This window comes from Intrasporangium sp., assembly GCF_051961875.1.
Taxonomy (GTDB): Bacteria; Actinomycetota; Actinomycetes; order Actinomycetales; family Dermatophilaceae; genus Intrasporangium_A.
In genome coordinates this window covers 1-21,622 of sequence record NZ_JBQCCV010000023.1, presented here as the reverse complement: position 1 = coordinate 21,622, position 21,622 = coordinate 1, and the positions used below count along the sequence as shown (strand labels likewise).

Here is a 21,622-nt window from a genome sequence, read left to right as displayed (position 1 = left end):
TGTGTGTGGGGGATGGCGCACCGTTTAATTAATTATCTATTATTTTAGCAAGTATGATTGGTTATTCAATTTGGGCCGTGCGGGGCCGCGCGGCTTGACCCTGACCTCCGGTTGCGGCGGGAGAGCGTGCCGCGCATAGTCGAGGGAGGAGGCGGGCGCGTGGACACTGAGCTGCGGATCACGGCGGTCGGCGACCACGAGTTCCACGTGGTCCTCACGGCAGACGGCGAGACCGTCGAGTCGGAGATCTTCATCTATCCCGAAGTGCTCGACGAGCTCGGGATAGACGGAGCGGACGAGGAGCAGGTGGCCCGGCACACCGCGGCCTTCCTGGTCGAGCGGCAGCCGGTCATCGACGTGCCCCCGATGGTCGACCTGGATGCCGTGGTGGCCAGTTTCGACGACTACGCGGACTGGCTGCGCCGGGCCCTCGGCGTGGGCCAGCCGGACGTCGAGCACGGCTGAGCCGGGCGGTCACGGCAGGCCTGGGCGGGAGAGCGCGCCCGGCGGCTTCCGGGCCCGACCGGGAATCCACATGTGGGTCTCGCGGTTACAGAGGTGGACGACGGAAGGGGACCACATGGCGGGGTCACAGTGGATGATGATGCGGTCGCTGTCGCGCGACCAGTCGGTGAAGGACGCAACCCTCGCGCCGGGGACGCGGCGCCGGGTCTTCGGCTACGCGAAGCCCTACCGCAGGCTGATCGTCGCGTTCCTCGCGGTGGTCATCTTCGACGCGGTCATCGTCGTCGCGGTGCCGCTGCTCCTCAAGGACATCATCGACAAGGGCGTCATCCCGCACGACTCGTCGGTGGTGGTCCGGCTGGCCTTCGTCGTCGCCGCCATCGCGGTGATGGACTCGGTCCTCACGGTCATCTCACGGTGGTACTCCGCGAAGATCGGCGAGGGGCTGATCAACGACCTGCGCGGTGAGGTCTTCGCCCACGTCCTGCGCCAGCCCATCGCCTTCTTCACGCGCACCCAGACCGGCTCCCTCGTCTCCCGGCTCAACAACGACGTCATCGGCGCCCAGCAGGCCTTCACCTCGGTCCTGTCCAACGTCGTCAGCAACCTCGTCTCCGTGGTCCTCGTGGTCGGCGCGATGATCGCGCTGTCCTGGCAGCTGACCCTCGGGGCCCTCGTCCTCGTCCCCCTGTTCCTCCTCCCGGCCAAGTACATGGGCCGGCGTCTCGCCACCCTGTCGCACCGGCAGATGGGCCTCAACGCCGACATGGGCACGCGGATGACAGAGCGGTTCAACGTCGCCGGTGCACTCCTCGTGAGGCTCTTCGGGGACCCCGCGCGGGAGCAGGAGGAGTACGCCGAGCGCGCCGGGAAGGTCCGGGACATCGGCGTCGACATCGCGCTCAACCGGTCCTTCTTCCTGGCCGGTATGAGCTTCATCGCCGCGGTCGCCACGGCCATGGTCTACGGCTTCGGCGGCCTCATGGCCGTCGCAGGCTCGCTGAGCGTGGGCACCCTGCTCGCGCTCGCCGCGCTCCTCGCCCGGCTCTACGGTCCGCTGACCTCGTTGTCCAACGTCCGCGTCGACGTCATGACGGCGCTCATCTCCTTCGAGCGCGTCTTCGAGGTGCTCGACCTCCAGCCCCTCGTCGCGGAGCGCTCCGACGCGCGCACCCTGCCGAGCGGTGCGCTCGGCATCGAGCTCGACGACGTGACCTTCCGCTACCCGTCCGCCGACGAGGTGTCCCTCGCCTCCCTCGAGTCGATCTCGACCGGGGACCGTCGCGCGGGCGGCACCGTGCTGCACGACGTCTCGCTCAGCGTGGAGCCGGGCCAGCTCGTGGCGCTCGTCGGTCCCTCGGGGGCCGGCAAGACCACGCTCACCTCCCTGGTGGCGCGGCTCTACGATCCCACCTCCGGCGCCGTCCGGATCGGCGGCCTGGACCTGCGCGACGTCACGATGGCGTCCCTGCGCGACCGCATCGGTGTCGTCACCCAGGAGGCGCACCTCTTCCACGACACGATCCGGGCCAACCTGCTGTACGCCCGGCCCGAGGCGACGGAGCGCCAGCTGCACGAGGCCCTGGAGGCGGCGCAGATCGCCCACCTCGTCGACGACCTGCCAGAGGGCCTCGATACCGTCGTCGGTGACCGGGGTCACCGGCTGAGCGGCGGCGAGAAGCAGCGCCTCGCGATTGCGCGCCTGCTGCTCAAGGCTCCGGACATCGTGGTCCTCGACGAGGCGACGGCCCACCTCGACTCCGAGTCGGAGCTGGCGGTGCAGCGCGCGCTCGACGCCGCCCTCGAGGGCAGGACCTCACTCGTCATCGCCCACCGGCTCTCGACCATCAGGCAGGCCGACCGCATCGTCGTGGTCGACGACGGCCGCGTCGTCGAGACGGGGCGGCACGAGGAGCTGCTCGCGCTCGGCGGCCTCTACGCCCACCTGCACGCCACGCAGTTCGCCGGGTCGCGCAACGGGCACGACCGGCGCGCCCTCGAGGGCACGCCGACCGAGCCGCTCGCGGCTCAGTAGTCCTCCTCGTCCCAGATCCGTACCTTCTTCGGCTTGACCGGAGCCGGGGTGCCCTCCTGGGTCTCGGCTTCGACCAGCAGCTCGCGCCGCATGGCCCAGATGACGAAGATGAGGCCCGCCGGCATGGTGATCCACCACTGGAACGCATAGGCCTGGTGGGGGCCCAGGTCCTGGGTCGGGCGCGGCCGCGGCGTGACCGGGTGGCCGGTGGAAGGGGCGGCCGGAGCCTGGCTGCCGAGCACGAGGTAGAGGTCGGCGGGGCCGACGGCCGGCCGCTGGAGCCGGGCGTCGGAGATGCTGATGCTGGCAAGCTGCCCGGCCGGCAGGTCCCGCCCCAGCGACGGCTCGCCGGTGAGGAGCCAGCCGGTCACCTCGGCCGGTCCGGAGGGCGGTGGGTCGACTGCCGGGGTCTGGGCTGCCGCCTCGGCGTTGGGCACCCATCCGCGGTCGACCAGCACGGTCCCCGCGTCCGTGGTGAAGGGCGTCAGCACCTCGAAGCCGGGAACGGTGTCCTGCGTGCGGTTGCGCACCAGCAGGTCGGCGTCAGCGGCATACGACCCCTGCATCGTGACGCGCGTCCACTGCCGCTCCGGGGTGAGCGCCTGGGCGAGCAGGGTCGGCGTGAGCGGCACCGGCCGGGCGTCGTAGTTCGTCGCGATGGCGGTGGCCTTGGTCTGCTTGTCGACGTAGCGGCCCCACTGCCATCGGCCCAGCGCGAAGCACGCCATCGCGAAGATGATGGCGATGAGGGTGCCGACCAGCCACCGGCGGGTCAACCACACACGAAGCACCCCTCGACGGTACCCGTCATAGAGTGGGCGCTATGACGCACCCGTCCCTCCCGCCCGACCGACCTGCCGGCCTCGTCGACCAGTTCGGTCGCGTCGCCCGGGACCTGCGGGTGTCGGTGACGGACCGCTGCAACCTGCGCTGCACCTACTGCATGCCGGCCGAGGGACTGCCGTGGATGCCGAAGGCCGAGATGTTGACCGACGAGGAGATGCTCCGGCTCATCGACCTGTTCGTGCGCGACGGCGTGACCCAGGTGCGGCTGACCGGCGGCGAGCCGCTCCTGCGCCGCTCCATCGTCGAGCTCGTGGCCGGCATCGCGAGCCTCAAGCCGCGGCCCCGGATCGCGATGACGACCAACGGTGTCGGCCTCGCCCGGGTCGCCGCCGGCCTCGCCGCCGCCGGCCTCGACAGGGTCAACGTCAGCCTCGACACGATCGACGCCGAGACCTTCACGAAGCTGACCCGGCGCGACCGGCTGACCGACGTGGAGTCGGGCCTCGAGGCCGCCGCCGAGGCGGGCCTCACGCCCGTCAAGGTCAACGCCGTCGCGATGCGCGGCGTCAATGACGACACCGTGGCCGACGTGCTCGACTGGTGCCTCGAGCGCGGCTACGAGCTGCGCTTCATCGAGCAGATGCCGCTCGATGCCCAGCACGCGTGGGACCGGCGCGACATGATCACGGCCGAGGAGATCCGGGCGAGGCTGACCGAACGGCACACCCTGACGCCGCTGCCCGCCGAGGCACGGGGGAGCGCGCCCGCGGAGCGGTTCCTCGTCGACGGCGGCCCCCAGACCGTCGGGATCATCGCCAGCGTCACCTCACCGTTCTGTGCCGCCTGCGACCGCACCCGGCTCACGGCCGACGGCCAGGTGCGCAACTGCCTCTTCTCCCGGACCGAGACCGACCTGCGCACGCCCCTTCGCGACGGTGCCAGCGACGAGGAGCTGCTCGACCTGATGCGGGGCGAGATGTGGCGCAAGCGCCGTGGCCACGGCATCGGCGACCCCGGGTTCGTCCAGCCGGACCGGCCGATGTCTGCCATCGGCGGCTGAGCACTCCCGCGACCTGCACGCCTCTGGTGAGTCCGCGGGAAGGCAGATGCGTCGGGCTGACGTGGATGCGTCGCCTGAAGGCAGCGCAGCTGCGTCAACGCGACGCATCTATCGGCGCGACTGACCTCACGTCGGGAGTGCGCTCTCTACGCAGAGGGGCGGGTCAGCCGTCGGCGTCGGTGAGCTCCTCGACCGGGATCACCTCGATGAGGAAGCCGCGCAGCCCCACGAAGTCCGCCAGCGACTGGCGGTGGTCGTCGCAGGCGAGCCAGACCTTCCGGCGGTCGGCGCTGTGCAGCTTCGGGTTGTTCCAGACGACCGCGTGACGGGCAACCTCGCGGCACCCCTTGGCGCTGCACACGACCGACTCGGGGCCGGCACCGGGCGCGGCCGTCACTGGTCGAGCTGCCTCGTCCGGTCCTGCTCGGGGGAGACGGGAGTGATCTGGCCCACCTGGCTCGGCCGGACCGCATTGGCGATGACGACGGCGAAGTACGGCAACGCGACCGCCGCGATGATCGCGACCCAGCGCAGCCACCCGGTGGTGACGAAGACGACGCCGAAGCAGACGACACGCAGCCCCATCATCGTGAGGTAGCGCTTCATCCGAGCCGACTGGTCGTCGGAGCTCGAGGTCGTGGCCGAGGTGACGGTGTGGACGACCGGCGGCTGCTTCCCATGTCCCACCCCTCAACCATAAGCCCCGCCCGATCACGCATACCCGCCGGTAGTCCGTTAGCGTTCCGGCAGCGGCATCACCGAGCGGAGCTGGGAGACAGGGTGGGAACGACAGAGCAGCGCAAGGTCCTCGTCACGGGCGGCAACCGGGGGATCGGTCTCGCCATCGCGCGCGCCTTCGCCGAGGCCGGGCACGACGTCGTCATCACGAACCGATCCGGCGAGGCTCCGGAGGGGCTGCGGGCCGTCCGGTGCGAGGTGACCGACTCCGCGTCCGTCGACCTGGCCTTCAAGGAGGCCGAGGAGCTGCTGGGCGGCCCGGTCGAGGTGCTCGTCGCCAACGCCGGGATCACCCGCGACACCCTCCTGATGCGGATGAGCGACGAGGACTTCGACGCCGTCATCGACACCAACCTCGCCGGAGCCTTCCGGTGCGCCCGGCGGGCGGCCACGGGCATGATCCGCCGCCGCTACGGCCGGATCATCCTCATCTCGAGCGTCGTCGGGCTCTACGGGTCGCCCGGGCAGACCAACTACGCCGCCTCGAAGTCGGGCCTCGTCGGCCTCGCCCGCTCGATCACCCGCGAGCTCGGCGGCCGCGGCATCACCGCCAACGTCGTCGCCCCGGGCTTCATCGAGACGGACATGACCGCCGCCCTGCCCGAGGCCCAGCAGAAGGCCTACCTCGCCAGCATCCCCTCCGGCCGCTTCGGCCGCACCGAGGAGGTCGCCGACGTCGTGCGCTTCCTCGCGAGCGACGCGGCCGGCTACATCAGCGGCGCGGTCATCCCCGTCGACGGCGGGCTCGGCATGGGGCACTGATCCCGGCTGCGCGGCATACCCCCTCATCGGTATGCCGCTTCGGCAGCTCGCCCCCGCAGCTGACCTTCCCCACGAGAAAGTGACAGGCATGGGAATCCTCGAAGGCAAGAAGCTCCTCGTCACCGGCGTCCTGATGGACAGCTCCATCGCGTTCCACGTCGCGAAGATCGCGCAGGAGGAGGGCGCCGAGGTCGTCCTCACGTCGTTCGGCCGGACGATGAAGATCACCCAGACGATCGCGAAGCGGCTGCCCAGCACGCCGGAGGTCCTCGAGCTCGACGTCAGCGACCAGGGCCACCTGGACTCGCTCGCCGAGCGCCTGGGGACGCACGTGGACCGGCTCGACGGCGTGCTGCACTCGATCGGCTTCGCCCCGCCCGGGGCGTTCAACTTCCTCGACGGCACCTGGGAGGACGTCTCGACGGCCCTGCAGGTCTCGGCCTACAGCCTCAAGTCGCTGACCGTCGCGGCGCTGCCGCTGATGAGCCAGGGAGGCAGCGTCGTCGGGCTGACCTTCGACGCGCAGTTCGCGTGGCCGGTCTACGACTGGATGGGCGTCGCGAAGGCGGCCTTCGAGTCGACGAACCGCTACCTCGCCCGCGACCTCGGCCCCAAGGGGATCCGCTGCAACCTCGTGTCCGCGGGGCCGATCCGGACGACGGCGGCGAAGTCGATCCCCGGCTGCGAGCAGTTCGAGGAGACGTGGAACGACCGGGCGCCGCTCGGCTGGGACATCCGCGACGCCGTCCCGGCGGCGCGTGCCTGTGCCGCGCTGCTGTCCGACTGGTTCCCGGCGACGACGGGCGAGATCGTCCACGTCGACGGTGGCGTCCACGCGATGGGCCAGTGACCCCGGCCCTCCGGCCCGGCGGCTGCCCTAGCGGGTGAGGCCGGGCACGGGGGGTGCCGAGGTGGGGGTGCCGTCCATCGCGTCGGCCTCCTCGATCTCCTCACGTGAGATGCCGAGCAGGAAGAGGACCGAGTCGAGGTAGGGCACCGTCACCGACGTGTGCGCCTGCTCGCGCACCAGCGGCTTGGCGTTGAAGGCGACGCCGAGCCCGGCGGTCGCGAGCATGTCCAGGTCGTTCGCGCCGTCGCCGACGGCGACCGTCCGGCTGAGCGGCAGCCCCTCGAGATCGGCGAACTCGCGCAGGGCCCGGGCCTTGCCCGCCCGGTCGACGACCTCGCCGAGGACGCGGCCTGTCAGGGCGCCGTCGACGATCTCGAGCCGATTCGCGCGGGCGTGGTGGATGCCGAGCTCGTCCGCGAGCTGGCCGACGATCTCGATGAACCCACCCGACACGAGACCGACGGTGAAGCCGAGCCGCTTCAGTGTGCGCACGAGCGTGCGGGCGCCCGGGGTCAGGACGATGTCGCGCCGGACGGCGTCGAGGACGGAGGCGGGCAGCCCGGCGAGCACGGCGACCCGGGCCCGCAGCGACTGCTCGAAGTCGAGCTCGCCGGCCATCGCCCTCGCGGTCACCTCGGTCACCTCGGCCTCGCGGCCGCAGTGCGCCGCGAGCATCTCGATGACCTCCTGCTGGATGAGCGTCGAGTCGACGGCCATGACGACCAGCCGTCGGCCCAGCCGGGCCAGGCCGCCAGGGGCGACGGCGATGTCGATGCCCTCCGCCGTCGCGACGAGCGCGAGCCGGGTGCGCAGGACGTCGACGTCGGCTCCCGAGATGCCGAACTCGACCGTCGTGACCGGGTAGCGGGAGAGCCGGCGGATCCGGTCGATGTTCGCGCCGTGCTCGGCGATCTGCTGGGTGACGAGGGAGACCGCGCGGGCCTGGAGCGGGGCACCCAGGACGACGACCGCCGCGCGGCCCTGCTGGGGGCGGGCGTTGTCCCCGGTGCCCTCGGTGACGTTCAGAGAGAGACCGAGGCGGTGGGCCGCGACCGCGGCGACGTCGCGCAGGTGCTCGAGCGCGTCCTGGCCCGTGGTGTCGCCGTCGAGGACGCTCGGTGCGAGCAGCAGTGTGAGGGTCAGGTGGTCGTGGACGACGACCTGCTGGATGTCGAGCACCTCCGCGCCCACCTCGGCGACGGCACCGAGCAGGGCTCCGGTCACGCCGGGCCGGTCGGTGCCGGTCACGGTGATGCTGAGGGTCGGCTGGTTCGCGTCACTCACGCGAGCCAATCTAGCCAGCCTGCCGGGGCCGCCCCTCACCCATCCGCCATGCGGCTGCCCCCCGGGTCAGGGGGTGACCACCTGGTCCTTGCCGATGACCACGACGCCCGACTCGGTGACCGTGAAGCCTCGCGCCCGGTCGTGGTCGTGGTTGAGCCCGATCTGCGTCCCCTCCGGGATGGCGACGTTCTTGTCGATGATGGCCCGGCGGATCTGCGCGTGCCGGCCGACGGTGACGTTGTCGAGCAGGACGGACCCCTGCACGCTCGAGTAGGAGTGCAGGCGCACGAGGGGCGAGAGGACCGAGGCGTACACGTGGGCGCCCGAGACGACCACGCCCGGGGAGACCGCCGAGTTGAGCGCGTCGCCGATCCGGTCGCCGCTGCCGTGGACGAACTTCGCCGGTGGATAGGGCGTGTGCTGCGTGTAGATGGGCCACTCGTAGTTGTAGAGGTTGAAGATCGGGTGGATCGAGACGAGGTCCATGTGCGCCTCGTAGTAGGAGTCGAGGGTCCCGACGTCGCGCCAGTAGCCGCGGTCGCGTTCCGTCGCTCCCGGCACGTCGTTGTCCTTGAAGTCGTAGACGCCCGCGTCGCCCCTGGCGACGAAGGCGGGCACGATGTCGCCGCCCATGTCGTGGTTGCTGCCCTCGAGGTCGTGGTCGTGGATGACCGCCGCCTCGAGCGCGTCCGCGGTGAAGACGTAGTTGCCCATCGAGGCCAGCACCTCGCCCGGGTTGTCGGGCAGCCCGGGCGGGTTGTCCGGCTTCTCGAGGAAGGCGGCGATCTTCGTATGGTCGGCCGGGTCGACCTCGATGACGCCGAACTGGTTCGCGAGCGAGATCGGCTGGCGGATCGCCGCGACGGTCACCCCGCGGCCCGACTCGATGTGCTGGTCGACCATCTGGCTGAAGTCCATCCGGTAGACGTGGTCGGCGCCGACCACGACGACGTAGTCGGGCTTCGCGTCGTGGACCGAGTTGAGGCTCTGGTAGATGGCGTCGGCGCTGCCGAGGTACCACGTCTTGCCCACGCGCTGCTGGGCGGGCACGGTCGTCACATAGTTGCCGAGGAGCGTGGACATGCGCCACGTCTTCGTCACGTGGGTGTCGAGGCTGTGGGACTTGTACTGCGTCAGCACGACGACCTGCAGGTAGCCCGAGTTGACGACGTTGGACAGGGCGAAGTCGATGAGCCGATAGATGCCGCCGAAGGGCACGGCCGGCTTCGCGCGGTCCGCGGTGAGGGGCATGAGCCGCTTGCCTTCACCCCCGGCGAGGACGATGGCGAGAACCTTCGGACCTGAGGAGGGGCTTCGGCGTGCCATGCACACACACTAGGGGCCACGCCGGGCGATGGGGGAAGGACGCGTGCATGCCCGGCGCGGGCGTGGCCGCGCGGATACGCTCGAGCCGTGCGCGTCGACATTCTCAGCAAGGAGTACCCGCCCGCCATCTACGGCGGGGCCGGTGTCCACGTCGCCGAGCTCGTCCGGGCCCTGCGGTCCCGGGGCGACCTCGACGTGAGGGTGCGCTGCTTCGGGGAGCCCCGCGGCGAGAGCGGCACGACGGCATACGCCGACCTGCCCGAGCTCACCGGCACGAACGGTGCGGTGCAGACGCTCGGCGTGGACCTGACCATGGCCGGCGACTGCGCCGGGGCCGACGTCGTCCACTCGCACACGTGGTACGCGAACTTCGGCGGCCACCTTGCCTCGCTCCTCGGCGGTATGCCGCACGTGGTGACCGCGCACTCGCTCGAGCCGATGCGGCCCTGGAAGGCCGAGCAGCTGGGCGGCGGCTACCGCGTCTCGTCGTTCGTGGAGCGCACCGCCTACGAGTCCGCCGCCGCCGTCATCGCGGTCAGCGCCGGCATGCGGGCCGACATCCTCCGGAGCTACCCGACCCTCGACGCGAGCCGGCTGCACGTCGTGCACAACGGGATCGACTCCGAGCTGTGGACGCCGGACCGCTCGGAGGCCGCCCGGGCCTCCGTCGAGCGACGCGGCATCGACCCGGGGGCGCCGACGGTCGTCTTCGTCGGGCGGGTGACGCGCCAGAAGGGCCTGCCCTACCTGCTGCGGGCGGTGCGCCACCTCGACCCGGACGTGCAGCTCGTCTTCTGCGCCGGCGCACCAGACACCCCGGAGATCAAGGCGGAGGTCGAGGCCCTCATCGAGGACCTGCGCTCGACCCGCCGCGGCGTGCACTGGATCGGCGAGATGCTGCCGCGCGCCGAGGTCATCGCCCTGCTCAGCCACGGCACCGTGTTCGCCTGCCCGTCCGTCTACGAGCCGCTCGGTATCGTCAACCTCGAGGCGATGGCCTGCGAGCTGCCCGTGGTGGCCACGGCGACCGGGGGCATTCCCGAGGTCGTCGTCGACGGCGAGACCGGATGGCTCGTCCCCATCGAGCAGGTGCCGGACGGCACCGGCACGCCGGTGGACCCCGACCGGTTCGTGGCGGACCTCGGCGCGGCGCTCGCCGAGGCGGTCTCCGACCGGGGACGAGCCCGGGAGATGGGGATCGCCGGGCGGAAGCGGGCCGTCGAGTCCTTCTCCTGGACCGCCATCGCCGAGCGGACCCTCGAGGTCTACCGGTCCGTCGCCGCGAGCTGACCGCGGCCACGCGACGGGCGGCGTCAGGCGGCGTCAGGCGGGACGCCAGCCCGCCAGCGCCATGACGGCGACGTTGGTGGCGTCGGCGAGCGCGTGGTCGGCGTCCGAGCCCAGCGACCGCAGCAGCTGCTCGCGTCGACCGGACGTGCTCACGTCGACCCCGTGGGCGCCGAGGTCGGTCAGGGTCCGGGCGTGGTCGGCCATGTGCGCGACGGTGGCCGCGGTCGCCATGACCTGGAAGGCTTTCGGGGGGACCTGTCGGGCAGGCCCCACAGGGAGTGCCGCAGCCCGGCCTCCGCCTCGGCCCGTGCCTGCCGGTCCCACGGGTGCCCACCGGCCGCCTCGAACTGCTCCGTGTGCTGCCGCATGCCGTCGAGCAGCCGGCGTTCTGTCTGACGCAGGTCGAGCATCTCGAGGCGATGGCGCGGAGTCGGCTCCGCGTCATATGCCGTCCAGTCCATCCGCAGGCCGGTGTCACCCTCCGGGCCGAACTCACTCTGGCTCGGCACGAGGATCCCGCCGACGCCGGCGACATGGACGCACTCACCCGCCTCGGCCGCGTGACCGGCGACGGCAGGCGTGCAGCGGGGGAGGGCACCGAGATCTCCGGGTCTCGGGAGCGCCACGAACAGGGCGCGCTCGCCGACCTCGCCCCAGGCCTGCAGAGCGCCGTGCACCCCGGTCACGTGGTCGACGTCCGGGAAGGACCGTTCGATCGCATCGGCCAGAGGCAGGCGCCCGGCCCATGCCGCCGTCGTCCAGAGGGCGAGGCGAACCGACGCGGGCAGCTCAGGCACCACGTCATCGTAGGGTGTGCCGCCCGGGCCGCCGGGAGGCCGTGTCATAGGGTCGCTGTCATGAGCGACGTCCTCGCCTTCGCCGATGTCACGGTCCGTCGCGGCACCGCGACGCTGCTCGATGCGGTCGACTGGGAGGTCGAGGAGGGTGAGCGGTGGGTTGTGCTGGGTCCCAACGGAGCCGGCAAGACAACCCTCCTGTCCATCGCGGCGGCCCGGATGCACCCGACGAGCGGCGTGGCCGGAGTCCTCGGCGAGGTGCTGGGCGCCGTCGACGTCTTCGAGCTGCGTCCCCGGATCGGCCTCGCCAGCGCATCCATGGCCGAGCGGATCCCGGCGGGGGAGATCGTCGGCAACGTCGTGGTCACCGCGTCCTACGGCATCGTGGGCCGGTGGCGGGAGCACTACGACGACGTCGACTACGCCCGCGCCATGACGCTGCTGCACTCCCTCGGCGCCGACCACCTCGCCGACCGGCGTTACGGGACGTTGAGCGAGGGGGAGCGCAAGCGGGTGCAGATCGCCCGTGCCCTGATGACCGACCCCGAGCTCATGCTGCTCGACGAGCCCGCCGCGGGCCTCGACCTCGGCGGCCGCGAAGACCTCGTCCAGCGGCTCGGTGAGCTGGCCTCGGACACGGAGGCGCCTGCTCTCGTGCTCGTGACGCACCACGTCGAGGAGATCCCGCCGGGCTTCACCGACGTGCTCATGCTCCGCGAGGGCCGCGTCGTCGCGGCCGGACCGCTCGAGCCGACCCTCACCGAGGAGAACCTCTCCGCGACCTTCGGGATGCCCCTCGAGCTGGAGCGGCGCGGCGACCGGTGGGCCGCCCGGCGTCGGGTCGCCGCCCGCGTCTGAGCCTGTCACTGCCTACCCGAAAACAGTAGGGAACTGAGGCAGAATCGGAGACGTCACAGCGACAAGACACAACAGAAGGATGGGTGGACCGTGTTCCAAGGGCATGGCTGGATGGTCTGGCTCGGCGTCGCCCTGGCGCTCGTCGCCATCGAGACCGTGACCGTCGACTTCACCTTCCTGATGCTCGCCGGAGGCGCGATCGGGGGATCGGTCGCGGCCGCGTTCGGTGCACCGTTCCCCGTCCAGGCCATCGTCGGCGCCCTCGTCGCCGTCATCCTGCTCGCCACGGTCCGGCCCTGGATGAAGGGCCGCTTCACGATCGAGCAGCACCAGAAAATGGGAGCCGAGGCCAACATCGGGCGATCCGCCTACGTGCTCGACCGCGTCACCCAGTCCGGCGGCAGGGTCAAGCTGGCCGGCGAGACGTGGAGCGCCCGCACCCTCGGCTCGAGCATCGAGCCGGGTGAGGAGGTCGTCGTCGAGTCCATCGACGGAGCGACGGCGATCGTGAGCCGCGCCCAGATCGGCGGTGTCTGATCACACCGACAGCCGCGAACCGACTGGTTCGCTGTGACAGACGGCGCGCCCCGGCCCGGGTGCCGCGCCAACGACAGGGAAGGGCAAGACCGTGGATCCAGTTCTGATCATCGCGTTGCTCGTCATCGTGGTGGCACTCATCATCGTGCTGCGCACCGTTCGGATCGTGCCGCAACAGACCGCGCAGATCGTCGAACGGCTGGGCAGCTTCAACAAGACGCTGACGGCGGGGATCCACTTCCTCGTGCCGTTCGTCGACAAGGTCCGCGCCAACATCGACCTGCGTGAGCAGGTGGTCAGCTTCCCGCCGCAGCCGGTGATCACCTCCGACAACCTCGTCGTCAGCATCGACACGGTGATCTACTACTCCGTCATCGACGCCAAGGCCGCGGTCTACGAGATCGCCAACTTCATCCAGGGCATCGAGCAGCTGACCGTGACGACGCTGCGCAACGTCATCGGCTCGCTCGACCTCGAGCAGACGCTGACCAGTCGCGACCAGATCAACGGCCAGCTGCGTGGCGTCCTCGACGAGGCCACCGGCAAGTGGGGGATCCGGGTCAACCGCGTCGAGCTGAAGGCCATCGACCCGCCGGCGTCCGTCCAGGACTCCATGGAGAAGCAGATGCGCGCCGAGCGCGACCGGCGTGCGGCGATCCTCACGGCAGAGGGCGTGAAGCAGTCGGCCATCCTCACCGCCGAGGGCGAGAAGCAGAGCCAGATCCTGCGCGCGGAGGGCTCGGCGCAGGCCCGGATCCTCGAGGCGCAGGGCCAGTCCCGGGCCATCCAGCAGGTCTTCTCGGCGATCCACCGCGGCAAGCCCACCCAGAAGCTCCTCGCCTACCAGTACCTCCAGGTGCTGCCGCAGATCGCGCGTGGCGACAGCAACAAGATGTGGATCATCCCCTCGGAGCTGACGGACGCGCTGCGAGGTATCACCGGCGCGCTGGGCGGCAACGGCCAGGCGACGGGCGCCTCCGACGAGGACGACTGGGTCGACGCCGGCGTGCCCGACGACGACACCTTCGCCGAGACGATCCTCGAGGACCCGGCCAAGGCCCTCGCCGAAGCGCGCGGGCAGGCAGCGCAGGCCAGTGCGGAGTCGACCGAGCACGCCTCCCCGGTGAGCCGGCAGCAGCCGCCGATCCAGGCCTCGGCCGACCGGGTGCCGCCCCGCCCGGCCCCGTCGGCGCCCGCGGCACCCTCCGTCCCCGACTCGCCCGCAGTCGCGGACCCCGGGGAGCCGACCTCGCTCGAGGGGCTCCCGGCCGACGCGGACGACACCACCCGCTGAGACACACCTCCGGACACCCGGTCACCCGCAAGTAGGGTGACCGGGTGTCCACTTGGTCCGCCCTCGCCATCGCCCTGGCCGGGGCCGGGGCGGGCATCATCAACACGATCGTCGGCTCGGGAACGCTCCTCACCTTCCCGACGCTGCTCTTCTTCGGCGTCAACCCCCTGGTCGCGAACGTCTCGAACACGGTCGGCCTCGTCGCGGGCGGTGCGACCGGCTCCTGGGGCTACCGGCACGAGCTGACCGGGCAGGCGCCGACCCTGCGCCGGCTCATGCCGCTGTCCTTCGTCGGCGCCGTGGCGGGAGCCGCCCTGCTCCTCGTCCTGCCCCCGGCCGCCTTCAAGGCCATCGTCCCGGTGCTCATCCTGCTCGGGATCGTCCTCGTCGTGCTCGGGCCGCGCATCCAGGGCATGGTCCGTCCGGGGCGCGACGAGACGCAGCCGCGGTGGCACGGGCCGCTCATGGGTCTCGGGGTCCTCGTCGCCGGGATGTACGGCGGCTACTTCGGCGCGGCCCAGGGCGTCCTGCTCATGGGCATCTTCAGCGTCCTGTCGAGCGAGCCGCTCCAGCGCCTCAACGGCTACAAGAACGTGCTGGCCCTCATCGTCAACTTCGTCGCGGCTGTCGTCTTCATCCTCTTCGCCCGCAACCACATCGACTGGCTCGTCGCGGCGCTGATCGCCGGAGGCTCGTTCGTCGGGGGCATCATCGGTGCGAGGGTCGGCCGGCGGATCCCGCCCAACCTGCTTCGCGCCATCATCGTGGTGATCGGCGTGGTCGCCATCGTCAAGCTCGTCTGGTTCCCCTGACGACCCGGGCCCGGCGCCCCGGCAGCGCCAACTACCCTGTTGGCCGTGCCCGTCCACGTCACCGACCCGACCGACCCCCGGCTCATCGACTACGTGGGGCTGACCGACGTGGCGCTGCGGCGCCGCACCGAGCCGGAGCGGGGGCTCTACATCGCCGAGAGCGAGAAGGTGATCCGCCGTGCCCTGCGTGCCGGGCACCAGCCGCGGTCCTACCTCATGGCCGAACGATGGCTGACCGACCTCGCTGACGTCGTCGCGACGGCTGAGGCGGAGGCGGTGCCGGTCTACGTGGGGGAGCACGAGGTGATCGAGCAGCTGACCGGCTTCCACCTGCACCGTGGCGCCCTCGCGGCGATGCAGCGCCCGGTGCTGCCCGCCGTGGACGACGTGCTGCAGGATGCGCGCCGGGTCGTCGTGCTCGAGGACATCGTCGACCACACCAACGTCGGCGCGATCTTCCGGAGCGCCGCCGCCCTCGGGGTCGATGCGGTGCTCGTGACGCCCCGTTGCGCGGACCCCCTCTACCGCAGGTCGATCCGGGTGTCGATGGGGACGGTCTTCCAGGTCCCCTGGACCCGGGTCGACCCCTGGCCGGCGGGTGTCGATGCCCTGCACTCGGCCGGGTTCACCGTCGCGGCGATGGCGCTCGCCGACGACTCGGTCGGGCTGGATGAGCTGGAACGCCGCCCGCCCGAGCGGCTCGCGCTTGTCCTCGGCACCGAGGGAGATGGGCTCCGCAAACGAACGGTGGCCGCGGCAGACCTCACCCTGCGGATTCCGATGGCCGGGGGCGTCGACTCCCTCAACGTCGCCGCCGCATCGGCGGTCGCCCTGTGGGCGCTGCGCGTGCCGGGCGGTGTGCCCGGCTAGCCAACCGATCCCCCCGGGGCGGCTATCGACAGAGCGTTACGCTGATTGGAACGTCGGCACGAGGCGGTGTAGGCCATGGTCATGACGGCCCGACCCGGGTATGGCGGTCCCCAAAGGCTCCTCGTCCTGTCGGCCGACATGGGCGGGGGCCACGAATCCACCGCGGCGGCGCTCGAGGAGGCCGCCGCTGGGGTGTGGCCGGGCGTCGAGATCCAGCGTCTCGACACCCTCGACCTCATGGGGCCTGGGGTCGGACGCCTCTTCAGACGGATCTACGTCGGGAACGTCGAGCACACCCCGTGGCTCTACGAGTTCTTCTACGCCCAGCTGTGGCGGCACGCCTGGTTCGCCCGGGCTTCGAAACGCTTCACCGGCAGCTGGTGCGGACGACGCCTCGTCGACGCCATCGACCGCTTCGACCCCGACGTCATCGTCTCGACCTACCCGCTGGGCAGCTCCGGCCTCGCCTGGCTCCACCAGCACCGTGGCCTCGAGCGGCCGACCGGGGCCTACGTCTCCGACATCGCTCCTCACCCGTTCTGGATCCACCGCCCGCTCGGCGTCAACTTCGTGGTCCACGAGGCCGCCCTGTCCCTGGCCCGGGCCTGCGACCCGCATGCCAGGCTCGACGTGTGCGCCCTGCCCGTCCGCTCGGACTTCCGCCCCGGCCCCAGATCGGCGGCGAGGCGCTCGCTGGGACTCGATCCCGACGCGCTGGTCGTGCTCGTCTCGTGCGGCGCCTACGCCTTCGGGGACGTCGCACGCACCGTGCGCGCCCTGCTCGACGCCTCCGATCGGGTCCAGGTCGTCGCCGCCTGCGGCCGCAACGACGAGACCCGGGCCCGGCTGACGGCGCTCCCGATGCCGGAGCAGCGGCTGCGGACGATCGGGTGGACCGAGGAGATGCCGGCACTGGTCAGGGCGGCCGACCTCGTCCTCAGCAACGCCGGCGGTGCGATCGCGCTCGAGGCCATCGCGTCCGGCCGGCCGCTCGTGATGTTCCGGCCCATCGCGGCGCACGGCGAGGCCAACGCAGACCTGCTCGTCGTCAGCGGCCTGGCTGAGCTCTGCACCGACGAGGACCAGCTCACCGCCTACGTGCAGGCAGCAGTGCGCGACCGCGGTGGGCTCCGTGAGGTCGGTGAGCGCGCCATCGAGGTTTCGCGCCGGCGAACGACCGCAGACAGCCTCCGACAGGTCGCCCGATCCTCTCCGGCCTGGGCCGGGAGGCGCCGCTGGCCGGTCCGGGCCTCCGACGCCTTCTTCGTCCACGCGGACCTGCCGATGCGCATCCAGGAGGTCGGAGCCATCCTCGAGCTCGAGCCCGAGGCGGGTTCTCGCATCACGCTCGAGGACGCGCAGCGCACCGTGGGTCCACGCGTCCACGGGTTACCCATCCTGCGCCGCAGGCTTCTCGGCAAGGGCAGGCTCGGCTGGGACCTGTCCGGGACGGCGGACGTCGACGCGCACATCACCGCGATGGAGGCGCACCGGGGCATGGACGCGGCGCTGGACGATTTCTGGTCAGAGACTCTGCCACCGGACGGGTTCCCCTGGGAGGTGCGGATCCTCCAGTCGCCCGCCGAGGGACGATCCGTGTTCGCCGTCAAGACGCACCACGTGCTCGGCGACGGCATCTCCCTGCTCGGCCTGCTCGACCGCCTGCTCGATCCCGCCGCCGACGATCCGCTCCACGAACGGCACCCAGCGCCTGCCTCACGGGGCAGCGGGCGCGAGCTGAGCGCCGTACGGAACGGGGTCCGGCAGGGTCGCCTCGTGACGGAAGGACTGGCGAGCCTCTCCGCCCGCAGCGTCGGACGGTGGGCCCACATCGACTCTCCGCAGACGACCCGCAGGCTCATCGCGACGGCGCCCGTCGAGGAGGCCCGGATCAGGGCCTTGGTCGCGGCCACCGGCTGCCGCGCGCACGAGGTCGTGATCGCGGTCGTCGCGCACGCACTCTCGCACGTGCTGACCGGAGTGGGGCTGGTCGACGGGACCCTCCCGCTGCGGGCCATGGTGCCGGTCGCCCGGCGTGCCCCTCGGATCGACCGGGTCTTCGGCAACTGGACGGCGGCCGTCACCGTCGACCTCCCCCTCGGGCCGATGCGATTCGGGCAGCGGCTCCACGAGGTCTCCACCCAGCTCCGGCAGCGGGCCGGTCGCGGCGAACCGCAGGCTGCCTACGTCGCCATGCAGCTTCTCGGACACCTGCCGGGCGGCGTCCGCACAGTGGCAGCGCGCACGATCTACACGTCGCGGTTCTTCTCGACGATCGTGTCCTACATGCCGGCCGGTCGGGGGGACCGGTGGTTCGCCGGGGCCAAGGTCAGCTCGGTCTGCCCCGTCGTGCCCCTCGCGGAAGGCGTGCCCGTCACTGCCGGCGCTGTCCTCTACAGCGGGGTCATCGGGTTCGGGATCGTCCTCGACGACGCGCTGCGAGCCTCCGGACTCGACCGAGCAGCGACGAGCCGAGCGGTGCTGCGAGCCGTGCAGGAGGCCGAACTCGAGGTGCTGGGATGAGCACCACCTGGATCATCGGGGCCCCGGCCGCCGTGGCGGCGGCCGCCTCCTTCGGCGGCGCCAGCCTGCTCCAGCACCAGGCGGCCCACGAGGTGCCGGAACGGGTGCCGCTCCGGCTCGGCCTGCTCCTCGAGCTGATCCAGATCCGGAAGTTCCGCTACGGGGTCGGATGTGCGGCCGTCGGGTTCGGCCTGCAGATCCTCGCCCTGCACGCCGCTCCGCTCGCCGTCGTCCAGCCGATCCTCGTCACGGGCGTGCTCTTCTACCTGCTCTGGGCCACGCTGTTCTTCCACCGCCCCGTCGACCCGATGCTGGCACTGGGCGCCGTGCTCGCCCTCGCCGGGCTGAGCGGCTTCCTTCTCATCGCGTCGCCGAGGGCTGGCTCGTCGAACATCAGCGGTGTCGCGGTCATCCCGCTCGGTATCGGGCTCGCCGTCGTGGTCATGGTGTGTCTGTTCATCGCTGCCCGGACCCGGCACGAGAACCGCACGATCCCGTTCGCCGTCGCGACCGCGGTGTTCTACGGGGTCACGGCCGGGCTCATCCGGTCGCTCGTCACCGCGCCGATCGTGGGCGTCGGAGGCGTCTTCACCGCGTGGCAGCTCTACGCGATCATCGCCATAGGCCCGATCGGGTTCCTGCTCAACCAGAACGCATTCCAGGAAGGGGTCGTCGGCTCCGTCGCCGTCGGCATCATCACGGTCGGCGACCCCATGGTGTCGATCGGTCTCGGCGTCGCGTGGTTCGAGGACCGACTCACGGGGGGCGCCGGGCCGGTCGCGGGGCAGGTGCTCTTCCTCATGGTCATGGCGGGGGGCATCGTGATGCTCACCCACCGCGCGAACCAGGTCGCGGGCGCGATCAAGGAGAGCCTCGAGCGGGAGACGTCGTGACCGAACTGCGGGGAGCGCACGCCGTCGTGACGGGCGGGTCGTCGGGGATCGGCCGGGCGACCGCCCACGCCCTGACGCAGATGGGTGCCCGGGTCGATGTCGTCGGCCGGGACGCGGAGCGGTTGCGTGCCGTCGCCACCGCGACCGGGGGAGAGGCGCTGCAGGTCGACCTCGCCGACCGGGCCGAGCGGGCCGGACTGGCTGAGCGGCTCGCCGCGCGCCCGCCGGACATCCTCGTCCACAACGCGGGGATCGGCCTCGTCGGCGACACCTCGGGCCTGGAACCCCGAGAGTCGCTCGTCCGGCTCTTCGAGACCAACGTGCGCGCCCCGATCGAGCTCACCGCCGCCGCCCTGCCCGCGATGCTGGCGCGTGGGAGCGGGCACGTCGTCTTCGTCGGGTCGATCGCCGGCACGCTCGGGGTCGCCCACGAGGCCCCGTACGGAGCGAGCAAGGCCGCGCTCATGACGTATGCCGCTGGGCTGGCCGCGGAGGTGGGCAGCAGTGGGGTGCGGGTGACCGTCGTCGTCCCCGGCGTCGTCGACACGGCCTTCTTTGTGCGGCGCGGCGCCCCCTATGACCGACGCTTCCCGCGGCCGGTGTCACCGGAGCTTGTCGCGGACCGGCTCGTCGAGGCGGTTCGCAGCGACCGGGCCGAGGTGGTGGTGCCCCGCTGGTTGCGGGTGCCCATGGTCCTGCGGGCCGTGGCGCCGGGGGCCTATACCCGCCTGGCGGCCCGCTGGGGCTGACGGGTGCTGATGAGCTGAGCCGGGGCTCGCTGGGGATCGTCGGGGGAGGGCCGGGAGCGGTTCACCGGCGCATCGCGCGCAGCGACTCCTTGAGCGAGCCCACTGTGGCGAGGACCGCCGTCGGCTCATAGCCGCAGTGGGCCATGCAGTTGGCACACCGCGGGTCCCGGCCCCGGCCGTACTTCTCCCAGTCGGTGGTCTCGACCAGCTCCTGGTAGGTCTTCGCATAGCCGTCGCTCATCAGGTAGCACGGCCGCTGCCAGCCGTAGAGCGAGTAGCTCGGAATGCCCCAGGCGGTGCACGGGAAGTCGACCTTGCCCTCGAGGAAGTCGAGGAAGAGCGGGGTGTGGTTGAGCCGCCACTTGCTACGGTTGCCGCCCGCGAAGACCTTCCGGAACAGCTCGTGCGTCTCCTGGACGCCGAGGAAGTGCTCCTGGTCCGGCGCCTTCTCGTAGGCGTAGGCCGGCGAGATCATCATCTGGTCGACCTGCAGGTCGTCGTTGAGGTAGTTGAGGACGTCGATCACCGACTGGGGGCTGTCGTTCGTGAAGAACGTGCTGTTCGAGGTGACCCGGAAACCGCGGTCCTTGAGCCACCGGACCGCCTCGACCGCCTCGTCGAACACGCCCTCGTGCTGGACCGACGCGTCGTGCCGCTCGCGGAGGCCGTCGATGTGGATCGTGAAGGCGAAGTAGGGCGAGGGGCGGAAGTCGAACTTGTCCCACCACTTGCGGACGAGAAGTGCGTTCGTGCAGAGATAGACGAACTTCTTGCGAGCCACGAGCTCGTTCGCGAGCCGGTCGATCTCCGGGTGCATGAGGGGCTCGCCGCCGGCGATCGAGACCATCGGCGCGCCGCACTCCTCCATGGCGGCGAGGGCCTGCTCGACCGGCATGCGGCGGCGCAGCTCGTCGGCCGGGTGCTGGATCTTGCCGCAACCGGCGCACTTGAGGTTGCAGGCGAAGAGGGGCTCGAGCTCGACGAGGAGCGGGAACTTGTCCCGGCCCCGCAGGCGCTGGGCCGCGAAGTAGCTGGCGATCCTGATGCTCTGCCGCACTGGCATCGTCATGATGACCGAACCTCCTTGGGCACGCTGAAGTGGACTTGCTCGTCGACGAGCCGTGCCTCCGTCACCTCGACGGGGCCGAGGCCCCCGATCGCGGTGACGACTTCGTCGACGAGCTCCTGGGGCGCCGAGGCGCCGGCCGTGAGTCCGACCGTCGAGACGCCGGCGAGCCACCCCAGGTCAAGGTCGTCGACGTCGTTGATGAGGTGGGCGGGCAGCCCGAGTCGCTGGGTCTTCTCCACCAGCCGCCTCGAGTTCGAGGAGTTCTCCGAGCCGACGACGAGGACGAGCTCGGCCTCCCGGGTCACCTCGCGCAGGGCCCGCTGCCGGTTCGTCGTCGCGTAGCAGATGTCGTCCGACGGTGGCGCCTGCAGGTGCGGGAAGCGGCCCTGGAGGACCTCGACGATGCCGCCGACCTCGTCCGCGGCGAGGGTCGTCTGGACGAGGTAGGCCACGTGGTCCGGGTTCGGTACCTCGACCTGCCGGGCCTCCGCGTGCACCTTCGCCACGAGCGGGCACGTCGCGTCGATGACGTCCAGCCCTCGGCGTCGGGCCTCGGCCCGGACCTCCGGTGCGACGCCGTGGGCCGAGAACACCACCGTCGCGCCTTGCGGGACCTCGCCGAGC

22 protein-coding genes and 1 pseudogene are annotated in these 21,622 nt (G+C 71.3%); 14 read left to right on the top strand and 9 right to left on the bottom strand.

Annotation, left to right across the window (positions count from 1 at the left end; translation table 11 throughout):
* Positions 1-159: 159 nt before the first annotated feature.
* Positions 160-465, top strand: a complete 306-nt coding sequence (locus ACTHJJ_RS01600; RefSeq protein WP_440301191.1) for a hypothetical protein — start codon at positions 160-162, stop codon at positions 463-465.
* 115 nt (positions 466-580) lie between these two features.
* A complete protein-coding gene (locus tag ACTHJJ_RS01595) occupies positions 581-2,500 on the top strand; it encodes an ABC transporter ATP-binding protein (protein ID WP_440301190.1) in 1,920 nt (639 codons plus the stop codon).
* Here the strand turns inward: ACTHJJ_RS01595 and ACTHJJ_RS01590 are convergent.
* Positions 2,494-3,291 (bottom strand): SURF1 family cytochrome oxidase biogenesis protein, encoded by a 798-nt coding sequence (locus ACTHJJ_RS01590; RefSeq protein WP_440301189.1) that lies wholly within the window; start codon positions 3,289-3,291, stop codon positions 2,494-2,496. The two genes, ACTHJJ_RS01595 and ACTHJJ_RS01590, sit on opposite strands and share 7 nt — an antisense overlap.
* Before the next feature lie 32 nt (positions 3,292-3,323).
* On the opposite strand from ACTHJJ_RS01590, the gene moaA reads away from it, so the two are divergent.
* Positions 3,324-4,346 carry a GTP 3',8-cyclase MoaA gene (gene moaA, locus ACTHJJ_RS01585; protein WP_440301188.1) on the top strand — a complete coding sequence of 341 codons (1,023 nt, stop codon included), beginning with the start codon at positions 3,324-3,326 and terminating at the stop codon, positions 4,344-4,346.
* Positions 4,347-4,509: 163 nt separating this feature from the next.
* Here moaA and ACTHJJ_RS01580 read toward each other — a convergent pair whose 3' ends face one another.
* Positions 4,510-4,743: a hypothetical protein gene (locus ACTHJJ_RS01580; RefSeq protein ID WP_440301187.1), complete on the bottom strand. Its 234-nt coding sequence runs from the start codon at positions 4,741-4,743 to the stop codon at positions 4,510-4,512.
* A complete protein-coding gene (locus ACTHJJ_RS01575; protein WP_440301186.1) occupies positions 4,740-5,033 on the bottom strand; it encodes a DUF3099 domain-containing protein in 294 nt (97 codons plus the stop codon). Before ACTHJJ_RS01575 ends, ACTHJJ_RS01580 begins: the two co-directional genes overlap by 4 nt.
* 93 nt (positions 5,034-5,126) lie before the next feature.
* On the opposite strand from ACTHJJ_RS01575, the gene ACTHJJ_RS01570 reads away from it, so the two are divergent.
* Positions 5,127-5,846 (top strand): beta-ketoacyl-ACP reductase, encoded by a 720-nt coding sequence (locus ACTHJJ_RS01570; protein ID WP_440301185.1) that lies wholly within the window; start codon positions 5,127-5,129, stop codon positions 5,844-5,846.
* An 88-nt stretch (positions 5,847-5,934) separates the two neighbouring features.
* Positions 5,935-6,696, top strand: coding sequence for an enoyl-ACP reductase FabI (gene fabI, locus ACTHJJ_RS01565; RefSeq protein ID WP_440301184.1), 762 nt, complete (start codon positions 5,935-5,937; stop codon positions 6,694-6,696).
* A gap of 27 nt (positions 6,697-6,723) precedes the next feature.
* On the opposite strand, the gene serB is transcribed toward fabI, so the two are convergent.
* Positions 6,724-7,980, bottom strand: a complete 1,257-nt coding sequence (gene serB, locus ACTHJJ_RS01560) for a phosphoserine phosphatase SerB (protein ID WP_440301183.1) — start codon at positions 7,978-7,980, stop codon at positions 6,724-6,726.
* Between the two features lie 66 nt (positions 7,981-8,046).
* A complete protein-coding gene (gene glgC, locus ACTHJJ_RS01555) occupies positions 8,047-9,306 on the bottom strand; it encodes a glucose-1-phosphate adenylyltransferase (RefSeq protein ID WP_440301182.1) in 1,260 nt (419 codons plus the stop codon).
* A gap of 87 nt (positions 9,307-9,393) precedes the next feature.
* Between glgC and glgA the strand changes: the two genes are divergently transcribed.
* On the top strand, positions 9,394-10,596 hold the full coding sequence (gene glgA / locus ACTHJJ_RS01550) for a glycogen synthase (protein WP_440301181.1): 1,203 nt from the start codon (positions 9,394-9,396) through the stop codon (positions 10,594-10,596).
* Between the two features lie 33 nt (positions 10,597-10,629).
* On the opposite strand, the gene ACTHJJ_RS01545 is transcribed toward glgA, so the two are convergent.
* Positions 10,630-10,800, bottom strand: coding sequence for a hypothetical protein (locus ACTHJJ_RS01545; protein ID WP_440301180.1), 171 nt, complete (start codon positions 10,798-10,800; stop codon positions 10,630-10,632).
* Positions 10,776-11,393 carry a hypothetical protein gene (locus tag ACTHJJ_RS01540; protein ID WP_440301179.1) on the bottom strand — a complete coding sequence of 206 codons (618 nt, stop codon included), beginning with the start codon at positions 11,391-11,393 and terminating at the stop codon, positions 10,776-10,778. Before ACTHJJ_RS01540 ends, ACTHJJ_RS01545 begins: the two co-directional genes overlap by 25 nt.
* 60 nt (positions 11,394-11,453) lie before the next feature.
* Here ACTHJJ_RS01540 and ACTHJJ_RS01535 point away from each other — a divergent pair, with 60 nt between their 5' ends.
* The 8 genes from ACTHJJ_RS01535 (at position 11,454) to ACTHJJ_RS01500 (ending at position 19,929) form a co-directional block, all read left to right on the top strand.
* Positions 11,454-12,251 carry an ABC transporter ATP-binding protein gene (locus ACTHJJ_RS01535; protein ID WP_440301178.1) on the top strand — a complete coding sequence of 266 codons (798 nt, stop codon included), beginning with the start codon at positions 11,454-11,456 and terminating at the stop codon, positions 12,249-12,251.
* Positions 12,252-12,341: 90 nt separating this feature from the next.
* On the top strand, positions 12,342-12,788 hold the full coding sequence (locus ACTHJJ_RS01530; RefSeq protein WP_440301177.1) for an NfeD family protein: 447 nt from the start codon (positions 12,342-12,344) through the stop codon (positions 12,786-12,788).
* 91 nt (positions 12,789-12,879) lie between these two features.
* The gene (locus tag ACTHJJ_RS01525) at positions 12,880-14,082 is read left to right on the top strand and encodes an SPFH domain-containing protein (protein ID WP_440301176.1); all 1,203 of its coding nucleotides are present in this window, start codon (positions 12,880-12,882) and stop codon (positions 14,080-14,082) included.
* Between the two features lie 44 nt (positions 14,083-14,126).
* Positions 14,127-14,894 (top strand): sulfite exporter TauE/SafE family protein, encoded by a 768-nt coding sequence (locus tag ACTHJJ_RS01520; RefSeq protein ID WP_440301175.1) that lies wholly within the window; start codon positions 14,127-14,129, stop codon positions 14,892-14,894.
* A gap of 45 nt (positions 14,895-14,939) precedes the next feature.
* Positions 14,940-15,764, top strand: a complete 825-nt coding sequence (locus tag ACTHJJ_RS01515) for a TrmH family RNA methyltransferase (RefSeq protein WP_440301174.1) — start codon at positions 14,940-14,942, stop codon at positions 15,762-15,764.
* 81 nt (positions 15,765-15,845) lie between these two features.
* Positions 15,846-18,287 (top strand): MGDG synthase family glycosyltransferase, encoded by a 2,442-nt coding sequence (locus tag ACTHJJ_RS01510; protein ID WP_440301173.1) that lies wholly within the window; start codon positions 15,846-15,848, stop codon positions 18,285-18,287.
* A complete protein-coding gene (locus tag ACTHJJ_RS01505; protein ID WP_440301172.1) occupies positions 18,284-19,180 on the top strand; it encodes a DMT family transporter in 897 nt (298 codons plus the stop codon). The genes ACTHJJ_RS01510 and ACTHJJ_RS01505 overlap by 4 nt, the downstream gene beginning before the upstream one ends.
* On the top strand, positions 19,177-19,929 hold the full coding sequence (locus ACTHJJ_RS01500; protein WP_440301171.1) for an SDR family NAD(P)-dependent oxidoreductase: 753 nt from the start codon (positions 19,177-19,179) through the stop codon (positions 19,927-19,929). The genes ACTHJJ_RS01505 and ACTHJJ_RS01500 overlap by 4 nt, the downstream gene beginning before the upstream one ends.
* A gap of 61 nt (positions 19,930-19,990) precedes the next feature.
* On the opposite strand, the gene hpnH is transcribed toward ACTHJJ_RS01500, so the two are convergent.
* Positions 19,991-20,998, bottom strand: a complete 1,008-nt coding sequence (gene hpnH / locus ACTHJJ_RS01495) for an adenosyl-hopene transferase HpnH (protein WP_440301170.1) — start codon at positions 20,996-20,998, stop codon at positions 19,991-19,993.
* Positions 20,995-21,622, bottom strand: a pseudogene (locus ACTHJJ_RS01490) (4-hydroxy-3-methylbut-2-enyl diphosphate reductase); the annotation flags it as partial. The gene hpnH and the pseudogene ACTHJJ_RS01490, both read right to left, overlap by 4 nt.